This is a genomic window from Streptomyces sp. AC558_RSS880 (assembly GCF_019049255.1).
In the GTDB taxonomy this organism is placed as follows: Bacteria; Actinomycetota; Actinomycetes; order Streptomycetales; family Streptomycetaceae; genus Streptomyces.
Map to the genome: position 1 here is coordinate 105,252 of NZ_JAGMUJ010000030.1, position 14,811 is coordinate 120,062.

The window sequence follows — 14,811 nt, forward strand, 5'->3', positions numbered from 1 at the left end:
AGGGGGGCTTCCCCGTTACGCCGCCTGGTTCTTCTGCCAGACGATCTCGATCAGCTCCGGATCGAACCGCTTTCCCCTGCCGGCGGGATGCACGATCACGGCTCGCACGGCAGCCTTCAGCCGCGTGCGCTTCTCCGTCATCGTCAGGCCCTCCCAGTCCGCGAGAGCGTCCGGCGTGAGCATCGCCCGCTTGCGCTTCTGAAGGGCGAGCTGTCCCCGCTTCGAGGTGAGCTTCTCCCGCTCGCCTTCCAGCTCCTCGATCATGTCCAGGGCCGCCGAGGTCGAGATCCGCTTCTCGCGCCGCCGCTCGTTCACGTCGGCGATCTCCTGGGCGATCTCGTCGAGCCGCTTATCGTGGACCGTCTCGTCGATGGCGTCAGCCTTCGCCACGTCCTCGCCGAGCGTCGCCCGCGTCTCCAGCAGGAAGGCGGTCTCGACCAGCTCGTCAATCGGCGGCCCCACGCGCGTCACCCCGCCGCAGCCGCCTTGATTCGACAGGCAGGCGTACCGGAAGCCCCACTTCTCGTAGGCGCTGGTTCCCTTCGTGTAGGGGTTGGACCACATCGGCGACGAGCACTTCCCGCACCGCGCGATGCCGGACAGGAAGTAGGCCGCCGTCGTGTCGTGCTTCCCGCTGGGGAGGCCCTCCTTGTTCGCCTCCTTGCGCCGCTTGATCTCGTCCACCGCGGCTTGCCACTCGTCCGGCGAACAGGGGGCCTCCCAGTCGCCCCGGACCGGCTCGCCGCCCTTGTAGACGATGAAGTCCGGCAGCCACAGGCGCCCCTCTGCCTGCTTCCGGAGCGCCTCGGGCACATGGAAGCGGATACCGGCGACGCGCGGGCTCATGAGGATCTGCTCGGCGGCCGTGTGCTGGATGACGCGGACGCCCTCGCGGGAGCGCTTCGTCTCCTTCGGCACGTAGCCGTACTCGGTCAAGGCCCGCTTGAAGTCGGCGATCTTGTACCCGCCAGGGATGGCGAGGATCGCCTCGCGAATCATCTTGCTCTCAACGTCGTGCAGGGTGCGCCGGTCCTCGTCCCAGCCGAACGGGCGGGGCGCCCCGTGCATCACGCCCTTCTCGGCGACACGGCGGTTCGTGCGAACGACGCGGCGACGCGTGTTGCCGATCTCCATGTTGCCCACGGTGGCCTGCATGACGAACATGCCCCGACCCTCGACGGTCGCGAGGTTCACGCCACCCTCGACGCTCAAACCGATGTACTCGGGGTTCATCTCGAAGACCCGACACACGCGGGCCGCGTCGTAGACGAGGCGGGCGAGCCGGTCCGAGTGAAGGAAGAGGATGCCGCGAATGACCCCAGCTTCAAGGTCTTTCAGCATCCGCTCGAAGTCGTCACGGACGATGAACGGGTCCGAGGCGGGCGTGTTGTTGTCGCAGTAGTCGCGGACGATCGTCACGTCGTCGGGGAGGACGGCCGCCAGGGCGCGTATCGCGTCTTCCTGTTCCTTGACCTGTTCCTCGACCTCACGCCATGTCGAGACCCGGCCCTTCATGGCCTTGTCCTCGGACACGCGCCGGTACATGCCGACGGGTATCAAGTGGTACTCCCTTGCTCGCTGCGCGCTGACGCAGGTGTCCATGCTGGTCAGCGGCCTACGAGCTATGCGCGAGGACCAATTATCCCATGTGGAACCATCTGTTCCGCAGGTGGGTTAAACAGTGTCCTTGGGCCATGCGAACACGATCTTCCACTTGCCCTCGTAGGTCTTGTGGTCGATCGTCTCGAACTCCTTGCCCTTCTCCAGCGAGACGCAGGCGGTCAGTTCGAACTCGGGGAACTTGTCACCGACAGTGAGCACAGGCTCTCCTTGCAGCGAAGAAACACCCCAATTGCGGGTGTTTCTCATGGGTTGGACCTTGTTGATGTTGGCACACCGCGTATTGATTAGTGAAATAGCTACACTCGGTCGTGTTGATCGGAGGTAGCTATCAGTGACCGTGGGCAAGAGGCGCAGACAGCCCAGCTTCGCTCAGCTCCGCGCGTTCGCCGCGGTGGCCGAGCATCTGCACTTCCGGGACGCCGCCGCGGCGATCGGGATGAGCCAGCCGGCGCTGTCGGGCGCCGTGTCGGCGCTGGAGGAGACACTCGGCGTCACCCTCGTGGAACGCACGACGCGCAAGGTGCTGCTCTCACCGGCCGGTGAGCGGCTCGCCGTCCGCGCCAAGGCCGTCCTCGGGGAGATCGGCGCGCTGATGGAGGAGGCGGACGCGCTGCGGGCGCCGTTCACCGGGGTGCTGCGGCTCGGCGTGATCCCGACCGTCGCGCCCTATCTGCTGCCGACGGTCCTGCGGCTGGTCCGCGGCCGCTATCCGCTCCTCGACCTCCAGGTGCACGAGGAGCAGACCGCGAGCCTGCTGGACGGACTGGCCGGCGGCCGGCTCGACCTGCTGCTGCTCGCCGTGCCCCTCGGCGTCCCCGGCGTGACCGAGATCCCCCTCTTCGACGAGGACTTCGTCCTGGTCACCCCGCTCGGCCACCGGCTCGGCGGCCGGGAGGGCATCCCCCGCGCGGTGCTGCGCGAGCTGAACCTGCTGCTGCTCGACGAGGGCCACTGCCTGCGCGACCAGGCCCTGGACATCTGCCGGGAGGCCGGGCGGGCCGACGTCCCGGCCACGACGACGGCGGCCGGACTGGCCACGCTCGTCCAGCTGGTCGCGGGCGGCCTCGGGGTGACCCTGCTGCCGCGCACCGCCGTCCAGGTCGAGACCGCCCGCTCCAACCGGCTGCTCACCGCCTGCTTCGCCGACCCGGCCCCCTCCCGCCGCATCGCCCTCGCCATGCGCACGGGCACGGTGAGGGCGGCGGAGCACAGGGAACTGGCATCGGCCCTGCGCGCGGCGATGCGGGACCTTCCGGTACGGATGGTGGGGAGCTGAGCGCCCCACCATCCGTACGGTCCGTACCGTCACTCCGTGCGCAGGCCGTCCGGGCGCATCATGCGCAGCAGCGGGGGCAGGCTCAGCAGGGTCACCACGAGGACCACGCCCGCGCCCATGCCGGTCATCCGCAGCACGCTCGGCCAGTCCACAGCGACCGGTGTCGAGGTCATCCTCAGCAGCACCGCGCCCAGGGCCATGCCCACCACCGAGGCCAGCAGCAGCCCCAGGCCGATCGGGATCGCCGTCTGCCACAGCACCGACAGGCTCAGCGTGCGGCGCCGGGTGCCGAAGGCGATCAGGGCCGACAGCAGCTTGCGGCGTTCCCGCAGCTGCTCCAGCTGGGAGACCAGCAGACTGGCCCCGATCAGCGCCAGTACGGCGGTGGCGCCGACGAACAGGCCCGTGCGGATGGATTCGTAGCGGTCGGAACGCTCGGTGGCCTGCCAGGTCATCGGATAGGAGAGCGGGTCGATCGCGGCCGCGGTGTTGCGCACGTACTCACGGGCGTACGGCACCGAGTCGTCGAGCGACAGGTACAGCTGACCGCGGACCGCCTCCGCCAGACCCGCGGGCACCGCGCTCCGGGTCATCAGGAAGCCGCCGCGCCTGGCCCCGGTCGGGTCCTTGACGGAGTCGGCCTGCTTCAGCGCCTCGGGGACGGTCCACACGACGTCCTCGGTCCTGCCGTCGCCGACGTACTTCTCCAGGTAGAGCTTCTGGCCCGGCCTGCTCAGCGACGGGGTGTCCGTGTCGTACTCCCCGCCCCGCACCGCGAACACGTCGCCGTCCGTACAGGAGGGCAGCTTCGCCACCTCGCGCAGGGTCGTGCAGTCGCCGATGGTCAGCTCGGCGAAGCGCTGCGGCTCCTTCTGCCAGGACAGGTCACCGAAGTGCCCCTCGGACAGCGGGTGGACCTCGCGGACGCCCTTGGTCTCCTCGAACTTCGCCGTGGCCGCGGCGATGTCCGTGCCCTCGGGCAGCCTGACCTCCATCTGCGCCAGCGACACGTCGTAGCCGGTCTCCTTGGTGTAGTCCTTCCCCACTCCGGCGAACAGCATCTGCAGCGCGATCGCCCCGGCCACCGCGACCGCGATGCCGTTGACCATGCGGGCCGCCGCACCGCTGCTCAGCTGCAGGCGGCGCACCGCCAGCTGCCAGGACACGCTGCCCGATCCGAGCCGGGCGACGACCGTCTCCACGATCCACGGCAGCAGCGCGGTGACCCCGACGAGCAGGGATATGACACCGCCGGTGACCAGGTACTGGTTGAAGTCCCCGTTCTCCCGGCCCTGGCCGACCATGGGGAGCAGCATGCCGATCCCGGCCAGCGGCAGCAGCAGCCGCCACCACAGCCGGCGGCGGGCCGGCCGCGCCGTGCGCACCACGCCCAGCGGCTCGATGACCACCCCGCGCAGCGCCAGCAGGGTCACCAGCACGGCGGCCCCCGGGACCGCCACCGCGACCAGCAGCGCCAGCAGCGGAGAGGGGTTCAGATAGCTCGGGAAGACACTGATCCGGAACACCTCGACGGACGCCGCGAACTCACGCCCCGCCAGGAAGAACCCGGTGCCGAACACCAGCCCCAGCAGCGCCCCGCCGAGCGCCTCGCCCGCGGCGATCCGCCGGGTCATGCCGCCGTCGGAACCGACCAGCCGCAGCGCGGCCAGCCTGCGGTCGCGCCGCTCGCCGCCGAACCGTACGGCCGCGGCGATGAACACGGCGACCGGCATCAGCAGCACCACGAAGACGACCAGGACCAGCAGCACCAGGACCGGGTCCGCCTCCTCCTGTGTCGGGTCGGGGTTCCCGAAGGAGTCGATACGGCCCACCGTCCCGTCGCCGACCCGCTCCGCGAGACCCTCCGCGCCCGCGTAGTAGGAGAGCTCCTGCGAGCCGATGAGCCCCTGCTCGCCGATCGTCCCCACGACGTCGTACGGCAGCCGCTCCCGCAGCAGTTCGCCGTCGTCGGAGTCGAGGAACTTCTTCAGCGCGGGGGAGACCACCATGTCACCAGGCGCCGGGAACTCCCGGAGCCCCGGCGGCAGCGGGGCCTTGCCGCCCTCCGGCTCCAGCAGCCGGCCGCGGATGTCCCGGCCGTCGAACTCGGTGTCGGTGTCCGCGGTCATCAGGGTGTCGTCGGCGCGCTCGATCTCCTCGCCGTAGGTGTAGTTGAGACGCGCCTCCTCCCGCCGGTCCCGCTCCGCCAGCGCACCGGGCAGGGCGGTGGTGAGCAGCAGCAGCGCCACGCCCAGCCCGACACCGACGGCGGTGAGCAGCGCCCGGGTCCAGCCCTCGCGTCCGCCGGCGAAGGCGAACCGCAGCCCCATACCGAGGTCCCGCGCCCACCGACCCGCACTCATACGACGCGCTCCATGTCCCGGGACTTCCCGTCGCGCACGACGACCTCGCGGTCGGAGTACGCGGCCACCCGCGCCTCGTGCGTGACCAGGACGACGGCGGCGTTGGCGGACCGGGCGGCGTCGGTGAGCAGTTCCATGACGCGCTCGCCGTTGAGGGAGTCCAGGGCGCCGGTCGGCTCGTCGGCGAACAGCACCCGCGGGCCGGTGACCAGCGCCCGGGCCACGGCGACCCGCTGGCCCTGGCCGCCGGACACCTCGCCGGGGCGCTTCTTGCGGACGTCGTCGACCTCCAGGCGCTCCATCCAGGTCAGCGCGGCCCGCTCGGCCTCCTTGCGGGGCGTGCCGTTCAGCCGCAGCGGCAGGGCGACGTTCTCCACACAGGTGAGCTCCGGCACGAGCTGCCCGAACTGGAAGACGAAGCCGAACTCCGAGCGCCTGAGCGCGCTGCGCTCGGCGTCGCTCATGGCGGTCAGCTCACGGCCGTCGTACGTGATCGACCCGGAGTCGGGGGTGACGATCCCGGCGAGGCAGTGCAGCAGCGTCGACTTGCCCGACCCGGAGGGTCCCATCACGGCGACGACCTCGCCGGGGTGGATGGAGAAGGCGGCGCCGTCGAGCGCGGTGGTCGGGCCGTAGGCCTTGCGCAGGTCCTGCGCGGTGAGCAGGGAACCGGGGGGAGGGGACGTGGTCATCGGGCCACCGCCTCACGGAGCTTGTCGAGACGCGCCGCGGTCAGCTCCAGCCAGCGCAGGTCGGCCTCGAGGTGGAACAGGGCGTGGTCGCAGATGAGCTGGTCGGCGAGGTCGCCCTTGCGCTTGCGGTCGGTGAGGATCCGCATGCCGCGCAGATGCTCCGAGCGCTGCGTGTCGAGGATGTCGGCGGCGTCCCGGCTGGTGAGCAGGGCGAGAACGACCTTGGTGTAGAGCGTCGACTGGAGGTACGGCTCCGGCTTCTCCGGTGTGGCGAGCCAGCGCTCGACATCGGTGATGCCGGCCTCGGTGATCGCGTACCGCTTCCGCTCGGGGCCGCCGCCGGCCTCGATGCCGTCGACTTCGACGAGCCCGTTCTTCAGCAGACGGGACATCGTCGAGTAGACCTGGCCGTAGTGCAGCGGCCGGTCGTGACCGAACTTCTCGTCGAAGGCCCGCTTCAGGTCGTAACCGTGACGCGGGCCGGACTCCAGGAGCCCCAGGAGGGTGTGACCGATGGACATGCGGAGCACTCTACACACGGTGTATACGCCGTATGTATACGCCGAGTGTGTAGACCGTGGCGGGGCGTGGGAGAGCGCTGGTGGGAGCCGATTGTCACGGTTCTGCTACCGCGGCCGGGCGCGGTCGGCCTGTCCGGCGCTCGAGGGCGAGGCCGTTCAGGCCGACGGGGGTCCGGGGGTGGAGCCCCCGGGTGGACGGCCACGGCGGGGCAGGGGCCCCGCCTCACCGGGCAGCCGCCCCGCCTCCGCGAGGGCGCGCCGCAGCAGGAACTCGATCTGCGCGTTCGCCGAGCGCAGCTCGTCGTTGGCCCAGCGCGCCAGCGCCTCGTACACCGACGGGTCCAGCCGCAGCAGCACCTGCTTGCGCTGCGGCCGGCCCTGGGGGGCCGAACCCCCGGACGGATTCGTCACTGGTAGAGCGTCCCGGTGTTGAGGACCGGCTGCGCGGAGCGGTCACCGCACAGCACCACCATCAGATTGGACACCATCGCCGCCTTCCGTTCGGGGTCCAGCTCCACGATGTCCTGCTCGGCGATCCGCGCGAGCGCCGACTCGACCATGCCCACGGCGCCCTCCACGATCTGCTGCCGCGCCGCCACGACCGCGCCGGCCTGCTGCCGCTGGAGCATCGCCGAGGCGATCTCGGGAGCGTACGCGAGGTGCGTGAAGCGGGACTCGATGATCTGCACACCGGCCGCCTCCACGCGCGCGTGCAGTTCGACGGCGAGCTTCTCGGTGATCTCCTCGGCGTTGCCGCGCAGCGAGAGGCCGTCCTCGTCGTGGGCGTCGTAGGGGTACTCGATGGCGATGTGCCGCACGGCCGCCTCGGTCTGGGTGGAGACGAACTCGATGTAGTCGTCGACCTCGAAGGTGGCCTGGGCGGTGTCCTCCACCCGCCACACCACGACCGCGGCCAGCTCGATCGGGTTGCCGTAGGCGTCGTTCACCTTCAGGACGGCGGTCTCGTGGTTGCGCACCCGCGTCGATATCTTCCTGCGCGAGGTGAGGGGGTTCACCCAGCGCAGCCCGTCCTGCCGGATCGTGCCCCGGTAGCGGCCGAAGAGCTGCACCACCCGCGCCTCGCCCGGCGCCACCATGTTCAGCCCGCACATGGCGAGGAACGCGGCGACGGCGACCAGGATGCCGACGATGATCAGTACGGCCTTGGCGCCGGCCCCGGTGGCCGCCGTGGCGGCGGCGATCAGCGCCGCGCCGATGAGCAGTCCGACCAGTCCGAGCAGCAGCGCCAGCCCGCCGCCGATGCTGTGCGCCGCGAATTCCCGCACGCGTGGCGCCGGCATCTCGGGCACATCGGCCGTGACCTGCGTGTCATGTGTGGACATGGGTGATCCCCCGTTTCTCCGGGTGCCCGCCGAGCGGCTAGCACCTGCCTATCTAAGTGATAACACTTTACCCCGTCGCGGCAACCTCACACCCCTCTCGTACGTCGGTTCCGTTGAGGCGGGTGCTGATTGTCACGCCCGTAAAGGCCGGATCGGCGGCCCTTTGTCACAGCTTCCGGTGTTAGCTTTCTGAGCTGACCTGAGCGGCGAACTGGTGTGGCTGAAGAGCACACACGAACGAAGCGGAGCGGAACGGACGCATGGGACGAGCGGAAGAAAGACGCGCACGACAGCGCGGTGGGCGCCGTGCGGCACCCAAGGGCCGCCGTTCGTCGGGCGCGGCCGGCCGCAGCGGCATACGCCGCCTCTTCACCTGGAAGAAGATCCTCGGCACGTTCTTCGGCCTCTGCCTGCTCGGCATGGGCGCCTTCATCGTGCTGTACATGGTGATCGACATCCCCGAGGGGAACGCCGACGCCGAGCTGCAGGGCAACGTCTACAAGTACAGCGACGGCTCGATCATGGCCCGCAAGGGCTACAACCGCGAGATCGTCGACCTCGCCAAGGTGCCCAAGGACGTCCAGCGCACCTTCGTCGCCGCCGAGAACAAGTCGTTCTACAAGGACTCCGGCGTCGACCTCAGGGGCACCGCGCGCGGCGTGCTCAACACGCTCTCCGGCAAGGGCGCGCAGGGCGGTTCCACGATCACCCAGCAGTACGTCAAGAACTACTACCTGTCCCAGGAACAGACCGTCAGCCGCAAGCTGAAGGAACTGGTCATCTCCCTGAAGCTGGACCGGGAGAAGTCCAAGGACTACATCCTCGCCGGCTACATCAACACCAGCTACTACGGCCGCGGCGCCTACGGCATCCAGGCCGCCGCGCAGGCCTACTACCGCGTCGACGCCGAGGACCTCACCGTCGAGCAGGGCGCGTACCTCGCCGCGCTGCTCCAGGCGCCGAACCAGTACGACTGGGCGATCGCCAGCGACACCGGCAAGGAACTCGTCCAGGAGCGCTGGAACTACGTCCTGAACAACATGGTCGAGCAGAAGTGGCTGGACCGGGCCGACCGCCGGAACATGAAGTTCCCGGTTCCCGAGGAGCCCAAGGCCGCCCCCGGCATGGAGGGCCAGGCCGGGTACCTGGTGGAGGCGGCCAACACCGCGATCAAGCAGCAGCTCGTCGCCCAGGGCACCGCCGAGGACATGAAGCAGGCCGACGCCATGCTGGACCTCGGCGGCTACACCGTCACGCTCAACATCGACAAGAAGAAGCAGAAGGCGCTGGAGGAGGCGGTCAAGACCCGGCTCACCAGCAAGCTCGACCCCGACAAACGCGAGGTCGACGCCGACGTCCAGGCCGGCGCCGTGTCCGTCGACCCGAAGACGGGCGCGGTCGTGGCGATGTACGGCGGCGTGGACTACGTGAAGCACTACCGGAACAACGCCACCCGCGACGACTACCAGGCCGCCTCCACCTTCAAGCCGGTGATCCTCGCCGCGGCCGTGGACCAGGACGCCGAAACGCAGGACGGCGTGCCGATCACGGCGAACACGATGTACGACGGCACGAGCGAGCGCCCCGTGATGGACGACGGCCGCAAGGTCGGCTTCGCGCCGCCCAACGAGGACGACCGGAGTTACGGCGACATCACCGTCCAGGAGGCGATGAACAAGTCCGTCAACTCGGTCTTCGCACAGATGGGCATCGACGTCGGCATGACCGAGGTGGTGGAGACCGCGGGCGAACTCGGCATGGAGACCGAGGGCATGGAGGCCGTGCCCGCGCAGACCCTGGGCAGTATGGGCGCGAGCCCGCTGGAGATGGCCGGCGTCTACGCCACCCTCGACAACCACGGCAAGAAGGTCACCCCGGCCATCGTGAAGTCGGTCGAGCACAAGGACCGCCAGGTCGAGTTCCCCGACCCGATCGGTGAGCAGGTCATCAGCCGCGAGGCCGCCGACACGGTGACCTCCGTGCTCACCGGCGTGGTCGACGACGGTACGGCCAAGAAGTCCGTGCGGGACAACCCGCTGCGCGACGGCCAGGTGGTCGCCGGCAAGACGGGTACGTCCGACAACAACAAGTCGGCCTGGTTCACCGGCTTCACCCCCGAACTGGTCACCTCGGTCGGTCTGTTCGGTGAGGACTCGAAGACGTTCGCCCAGGTCCCGATGTACCGGGCGGCCGGCGTCGACTACCGCGTCAACGGCGGTGGCCCCCCGGCCGAGATCTGGGCCGCGTACACCTTCGGCGTCATGGACGAGGTCACCGAGTTCGACCTGGACACCAAGCAGGGCAACGCGGTGAAGAAGCCGAGCAACTCGCCGTCGGTCTCGAAATCACCGTCCGGGACGCCGAGCGACGAGCCGACGAGCGAGGCGCCGACCACCCAGGCGCCGCCGGAGACCTCCGCGCCGCCGTCGTCCGCGCCGCCGAGCAGCCGGCCGCCGACGTCGGAGCCGCCGACGGACCCGACCACCTCCGCACCGCCGACGTTCGAGCTCCCGGGGGGCCCGGAGGACCCGGACGACGAGCAGGAGCAGTAGGAGAAGACGCAACAGTTGAAGCGGGTCCGACAGTTCACCCGACGTTCACCCGAATGTCACCGTGGCGGGCCCGCTCAACGGAACCGCCCTATCGTGGTGCGCATGCTTCAGCAGCAGAACACCCGTACCCGTCTCGTCCGTGATGCCCGAATACGGGAGACGGAGCCCCGGGTGAACCCTCTGGACCGGTACCGCGCGTCGCTCTACGACGCGATACGGAACATGGGCGCCTACGGGGCGAAGGCAGAGGCGGAAAGGTCCACGGACGGTGGTGATGGCCTCAGGTTCTGACCCGTACTCGGAGGAACCCCGTGGGCGCACCACGGGGGACAAGTACTTCAAGGAGTTCGTGAGGCTCGTGCACGTGAGCCTGCGGAGCTGGTGGTGGGGCGAACCGTTGGCCGCGACGTTCGGCGGGGCCGGCGGGGCCTGGCTCGGCCACGACGACGACCTGCCACTGGACGAGGTGATGGGTGTCGCCGTCTCCATGGTCGGTGTCATCATCGGATCCGTGTTCGCCATCCTCGCGATGATCACACGCGCCTGCGACAACTCGTTCTTGAGGAAGGCGAGGAAAGCGGGCCTGCTGCCCGTCGTGCACTATCTGTGGCCGTTCTTCACCATCATCGCGATGGGAGTCCTGTCCATCCTCTTCCTGATGGTGGTGGCCGGTATATCCGAGGACGCCCCGTCGGCCCTGCGCATGACGGCCGGTGCGGCAGCGGGCTTCTGCGTCCTGTGGACGCTGGCCGGACTGCTCCCCGCGCTGGGGGCGCTCATCGTTTTCACCCGCCTCATCGAGAAGACCTCCGGCATACAGGAATGACGCCGGCGGAAACGAAACCGGCGCGGAAGCGCGTACCGCGTCTCCCGCACCGGTCGGTCGTGGCTCCGCCGCGTCACTCGTCGACGTTGAGCACCAGGTGGATGTGACGGCCCTCGATGGTGATGGAGCCGTCGCCGTAGGCGGAGCGGTAGTGGCCGGTTCCGCCGGTGATGGCGGTCTTGGACGTCACCCGCTCCGGCGGGCTGTACCTGATCATGTCGCTGAGCGTCAGGGTGCCGTTCGCCATGCGCAGCACGCGGGTGCACTGCGCGGTCACCTCGTGGCCCTCGACCTTGACCGCCACACAGTCCGACTGGCCGTCACCGACGTGCCGGAGCTGCCGCCCCTTCCCCGCGTCCGTCCCGTCCGACGCGGCCGTGTGCTTGGCGTACAGGTCCAGGTGGTTCGTCCAGGCGTCGCCGGTCGAGACGCCCCGGGCCGGCCAGGTGTCGAGCCGGCTGATGCCGAGGAGCTCGACCCTCTCGGTGTCGATCTCGTCCTTCTCCTCGGCGGCGTGCGCCAGTGTCGGGAAGAGGGCGAGCGTGGCGGCGAGGGCGGTGACGGCAACCCCGCGGACAGCCGATGTGATCACGGAACCTCCAGTCCGGGCGGGGTCAGTCATCGACGGAAAGGTCGAAGTGGACGCGGTTGCCCTCGAGGGTGATGTAGCCCTCGCCCTCGGCGTCGTTGTAGACGCCCGTGCCACCCGCGATGGCGGTCTTGCTGGTGATCCGCTGGTCGCCCTTGCGGCTGATCATGTCGTGGAGGGTGATCTCCCCGTCATGCATGCGCAGCACCCGCGTGCACTGGGCGGTGACCTTCTTGCCGACTTCGACGGCGGTACACCGGGAGCCGGCGTCGCCGACGTGCTTGTTGTCGTGCGTGTACAGGTGCATGTACGTGGTCCAGGTGTCGCCCGCCTTGACGGTCTTGGGGCTCGTGTCGGTCTCGACGACTCCGACGAGCTGCAACCGCACGATTTCTTCGTCCCCGACATCTGCGGCGGCCTGCGAGGTGAGCGAGAAGGAGAGGGCTGCGGCCAGAGCGCCAACGGTCAGGGCGCTGCGGACGGTGGCAGAGGGCATGAAAATCCTCCAGGTGTGCTGTGGACGCTCGGCATGAAGGAGCGTCGGTGACGCATTCCACGCACTGGAGCCCCGCCGCGCAACGCACCGTGCGCGGCAGTCCACGCGAACCACTCGAACAGCGGCACGCCCCGTACCCCTTGCGGTCGCCCGCGCGCCGCCACCGTGTCCGCGGGGACGAGCGCGCCGCCGTCGTGTTCGCAGGCACGGGCCCGTCGTCACCGTGCTCGCAGGTACGAGCCCGCCGCCGGTCACCGCCTGGCCCGGGGGCGCGCGCACACCCGTGGCATTCGGCCAGGGCCGGTGCGGGCCGACCACGGGCGGCATCGGGGCCGGTCCCGCCCGGCCCCGCCCGGTCCCGATCGCCGCTTCCCGTCCCCGGAGATCAGCCGCGGTTCAGCTCGAACCACACCACCTTGCCCGTGCTCAGCCGGGTCGCGCCCCAGCGCCGGGCCAGCCGGTTCACCAGGTACAGCCCGCGCCCGCCCTCGTCCGTGGCCCGCGCCTGCCGCAGCCGCGGCAGCTGCGGCACGTCGTCGCCGACCTCGCAGCGCAGCACGTCGGTGCGCAGCAGCCGCAGCGTGACCGGCCGCGTGGCGTACCGCACGGCGTTGGTCACCACCTCGCTGACGAGCAGCTCCACCGAGTCGCTCAGCTCCTCCAGACCCCAGCGGGACAGGGCGCGCCGGGCCAGCCGGCGGGCCCGGCCGGGGGCCGCGTCCTCCGGCTCCAGGAACCAGTACGCCACGTCGCTCGGCGCGATCCCGTCGAAGCGGGCGGCGAGCAGCGCGATGTCGTCGTCCCGGTCGCCCGGACCGAGCATGTCGAGCACCTCGTCGCACAGCGCCTCAAGGGGCGGCGGATGATCGGGCCCGGTGAGCTGCGCGGTCGCGGCGAGCTTCTCCCGCAGCTGCTCGATGCCGGTCCACACGTCCCGCAGCCGGGACTCCACCAGGCCGTCGGTGTACAGCAGCAGGGTCGCCCCGGCGGGCGCGTCCAGCTCCACGGCCTCGAAGTCCACCCCGCCCACACCGATCGGCGCGCCCGCCGGCACCCGCAGCACCTCGGCCCGGCCGCCCAACTCCAGCAGGACGGGCGGCGGATGGCCGGCGTTGGCGATGGTGATGCGGTGCGATACCGGGTCGTACACCGCGTACAGGCAGGTCGCCATGCGGTCCACGCCGAGCCGCTGCGCCTGCTCGTCGAGGTGGTGCAGCACCTCCTGCGGGGGCAGGTCGAGCCCGGCCAGGGTCTGCGCGGTGGTGCGCAACTGGCCCATGATCGCCGCCGACGTCATGGAGTGCCCCATGACGTCACCGACCACCAGCGCGACCCGGCTCCCGGGCAGCGGGATGGCGTCGTACCAGTCGCCGCCGACCCGCGCGGTCTCCGCGGCCGGCAGGTACCGGGACGCCAGCCGCACGCCGGTGCAGCGCGGCAGGTGCTCCGGCAGCATCGTGCGCTGCAGCTCGTCCGCGATGTACGCCTCCCGCCCGTACAGCACCGCCTTGTCGATGCCCAGCGCGCTGTGCGTGGCCAACTGCGCGGCGACCAGCAGGTCGTCGGCCTCGAACGGGATGCGCTCCGGGCGGCGCAGGAACAGCGCCGCGCCGATCACCCGCCGCCGGCCGCGCAGCGGCGCGAGGATCGCCCGCTGCCCGTCCGGCACGGCCGACGCGCCCTCCTCACCGAGGAGTTCGGGCAGCGCGGCGCGGGCCGCGGGCGCGTCCGTGAACACCGGCCGTACGCCGCGCAGCACCTCGGCGAGCGCGCTGCCGGGCCGTACGGTGCACAGCTCCGCGCCGACCGAGTCCAGCTCGGACGGCTCCGGCGGGGCGACCGGCGTGAACCCGCCCTCGGTGTCCCGCTCGGCCGGGATCCGGTCGGTGCGGCGCAGCCGCAGCACCAGCGGACCGGTGGGCCGCTCGTCGCCGACCGGCAACGGATCGCGCAGGTAGACCAGGATGGCGTCGGAGAAGGTGGGCACGGTGGCCCGGCACAGCCCCATCACGATCTCGTCCAGGTCGATGCCGCGGGCGATCCGCCGGGTCGCGGCGCCGACGAACCGCAGCCGGTCCCCGTCCCGGCGCATCGGCGTGGGCCGACCGGGCTGGGCGACCTGCCCGGTGCGCCGCTCCTTGCCGTCGGGACCCACGGCCGGCTGCACCGGGATGCCCTCGGGCGCGGGACGCGGCCGGTGCGTGTCCGGCCCGGCGCCCTGCCCGGCACCCGGCTGCGAGTGCTCGGAGCCGGGATCCGTCACCGGGTCCTGGCCCGTGCCGTCGGGCGTCACCGTGCCCGGCGACCCCGGGGACGCGGCCCCGGACGCGGGAGGCTCACCGCCGGAGCGGCTCTGAACGGGTAAGGCGGGCCCCGTGTCCGGCACACGCGCCGGTGGCGGGGTACGCAGGAGCGCCCCGCGGGGATCCGTGGGGTCGACGCCCGGCTGCGGGCGTTCGAAAGAGGTCGGCTGCTCCGTCACGCGTGTCGAGTCCATCCGTCCGGCGCACGCCGTGCGCGCGGTTCGTCC

General features: G+C 70.7%; 13 protein-coding genes and 1 pseudogene. 4 read left to right on the forward strand and 10 right to left on the reverse strand.

Features of this window, described 5'->3' with window-relative positions; translation table 11 throughout:
• Positions 1 to 15: 15 nt before the first annotated feature.
• On the reverse strand, positions 16 to 1,602 hold the full coding sequence (locus tag KUM38_RS12490; RefSeq protein WP_217129403.1) for a recombinase family protein: 1,587 nt from the start codon (positions 1,600 to 1,602) through the stop codon (positions 16 to 18).
• An 81-nt stretch (positions 1,603 to 1,683) separates the two neighbouring features.
• A pseudogene (locus tag KUM38_RS12495) lies at positions 1,684 to 1,821 on the reverse strand (redoxin domain-containing protein); the annotation flags it as partial.
• A 133-nt stretch (positions 1,822 to 1,954) separates the two neighbouring features.
• Here KUM38_RS12495 and KUM38_RS12500 point away from each other — a divergent pair.
• Entirely contained in the window at positions 1,955 to 2,899 is a 945-nt protein-coding gene (locus KUM38_RS12500) for a LysR substrate-binding domain-containing protein (RefSeq protein WP_217129405.1), read from the forward strand.
• Positions 2,900 to 2,928: 29 nt separating this feature from the next.
• Here KUM38_RS12500 and KUM38_RS12505 read toward each other — a convergent pair whose 3' ends face one another.
• From KUM38_RS12505 to KUM38_RS12525, 5 genes are all read right to left on the reverse strand, one after another.
• Complete coding sequence (locus tag KUM38_RS12505) at positions 2,929 to 5,262, reverse strand: ABC transporter permease (protein ID WP_217129406.1); 2,334 nt, start codon at positions 5,260 to 5,262, stop codon at positions 2,929 to 2,931.
• Complete coding sequence (locus KUM38_RS12510; RefSeq protein WP_217129407.1) at positions 5,259 to 5,954, reverse strand: ABC transporter ATP-binding protein; 696 nt, start codon at positions 5,952 to 5,954, stop codon at positions 5,259 to 5,261. The genes KUM38_RS12505 and KUM38_RS12510 overlap by 4 nt, the downstream gene beginning before the upstream one ends.
• A complete protein-coding gene (locus KUM38_RS12515) occupies positions 5,951 to 6,475 on the reverse strand; it encodes a PadR family transcriptional regulator (RefSeq protein WP_004926339.1) in 525 nt (174 codons plus the stop codon). The genes KUM38_RS12510 and KUM38_RS12515 overlap by 4 nt, the downstream gene beginning before the upstream one ends.
• Positions 6,476 to 6,631: 156 nt before the next feature.
• Positions 6,632 to 6,886: a hypothetical protein gene (locus KUM38_RS12520; protein WP_217129408.1), complete on the reverse strand. Its 255-nt coding sequence runs from the start codon at positions 6,884 to 6,886 to the stop codon at positions 6,632 to 6,634.
• Positions 6,883 to 7,818 (reverse strand): SPFH domain-containing protein, encoded by a 936-nt coding sequence (locus tag KUM38_RS12525; protein ID WP_217129409.1) that lies wholly within the window; start codon positions 7,816 to 7,818, stop codon positions 6,883 to 6,885. The genes KUM38_RS12520 and KUM38_RS12525 overlap by 4 nt, the downstream gene beginning before the upstream one ends.
• Before the next feature lie 260 nt (positions 7,819 to 8,078).
• Here KUM38_RS12525 and KUM38_RS12530 point away from each other — a divergent pair, with 260 nt between their 5' ends.
• The 3 genes from KUM38_RS12530 to KUM38_RS12540 all read left to right on the forward strand — a co-directional run bounded on the left by KUM38_RS12530 (position 8,079) and on the right by KUM38_RS12540 (position 11,196).
• Entirely contained in the window at positions 8,079 to 10,370 is a 2,292-nt protein-coding gene (locus KUM38_RS12530; protein WP_217129410.1) for a transglycosylase domain-containing protein, read from the forward strand.
• 102 nt (positions 10,371 to 10,472) lie between these two features.
• Positions 10,473 to 10,661: a hypothetical protein gene (locus KUM38_RS12535; RefSeq protein WP_217129411.1), complete on the forward strand. Its 189-nt coding sequence runs from the start codon at positions 10,473 to 10,475 to the stop codon at positions 10,659 to 10,661.
• Positions 10,645 to 11,196, forward strand: coding sequence for a hypothetical protein (locus KUM38_RS12540; protein WP_217129412.1), 552 nt, complete (start codon positions 10,645 to 10,647; stop codon positions 11,194 to 11,196). The genes KUM38_RS12535 and KUM38_RS12540 overlap by 17 nt, the downstream gene beginning before the upstream one ends.
• Positions 11,197 to 11,269: 73 nt before the next feature.
• Here KUM38_RS12540 and KUM38_RS12545 read toward each other — a convergent pair whose 3' ends face one another.
• The 3 genes from KUM38_RS12545 to KUM38_RS12555 form a co-directional block, all read right to left on the reverse strand.
• A complete protein-coding gene (locus tag KUM38_RS12545; protein ID WP_217129413.1) occupies positions 11,270 to 11,788 on the reverse strand; it encodes a hypothetical protein in 519 nt (172 codons plus the stop codon).
• A gap of 22 nt (positions 11,789 to 11,810) precedes the next feature.
• Positions 11,811 to 12,281, reverse strand: a complete 471-nt coding sequence (locus KUM38_RS12550; RefSeq protein ID WP_217129414.1) for a hypothetical protein — start codon at positions 12,279 to 12,281, stop codon at positions 11,811 to 11,813.
• A gap of 385 nt (positions 12,282 to 12,666) precedes the next feature.
• Positions 12,667 to 14,778, reverse strand: coding sequence for a SpoIIE family protein phosphatase (locus tag KUM38_RS12555; protein WP_217129415.1), 2,112 nt, complete (start codon positions 14,776 to 14,778; stop codon positions 12,667 to 12,669).
• Positions 14,779 to 14,811: the final 33 nt, after the last annotated feature.

Coding starts and splice junctions, on each gene's coding strand:
- KUM38_RS12510 (WP_217129407.1), bottom strand. CDS start 5,954: ATGACCACGTCCCCTCCCCCCGGTTCCCTGCTCACCGCGCAGGACCTG.
- KUM38_RS12535 (WP_217129411.1), top strand. CDS start 10,473: ATGCTTCAGCAGCAGAACACCCGTACCCGTCTCGTCCGTGATGCCCGA.
- KUM38_RS12530 (WP_217129410.1), top strand. CDS start 8,079: ATGGGACGAGCGGAAGAAAGACGCGCACGACAGCGCGGTGGGCGCCGT.
- KUM38_RS12555 (WP_217129415.1), bottom strand. CDS start 14,778: ATGGACTCGACACGCGTGACGGAGCAGCCGACCTCTTTCGAACGCCCG.
- KUM38_RS12550 (WP_217129414.1), bottom strand. CDS start 12,281: ATGCCCTCTGCCACCGTCCGCAGCGCCCTGACCGTTGGCGCTCTGGCC.
- KUM38_RS12490 (WP_217129403.1), bottom strand. CDS start 1,602: ATGGACACCTGCGTCAGCGCGCAGCGAGCAAGGGAGTACCACTTGATA.
- KUM38_RS12525 (WP_217129409.1), bottom strand. CDS start 7,818: ATGTCCACACATGACACGCAGGTCACGGCCGATGTGCCCGAGATGCCG.
- KUM38_RS12540 (WP_217129412.1), top strand. CDS start 10,645: ATGGCCTCAGGTTCTGACCCGTACTCGGAGGAACCCCGTGGGCGCACC.
- KUM38_RS12515 (WP_004926339.1), bottom strand. CDS start 6,475: ATGTCCATCGGTCACACCCTCCTGGGGCTCCTGGAGTCCGGCCCGCGT.
- KUM38_RS12505 (WP_217129406.1), bottom strand. CDS start 5,262: ATGAGTGCGGGTCGGTGGGCGCGGGACCTCGGTATGGGGCTGCGGTTC.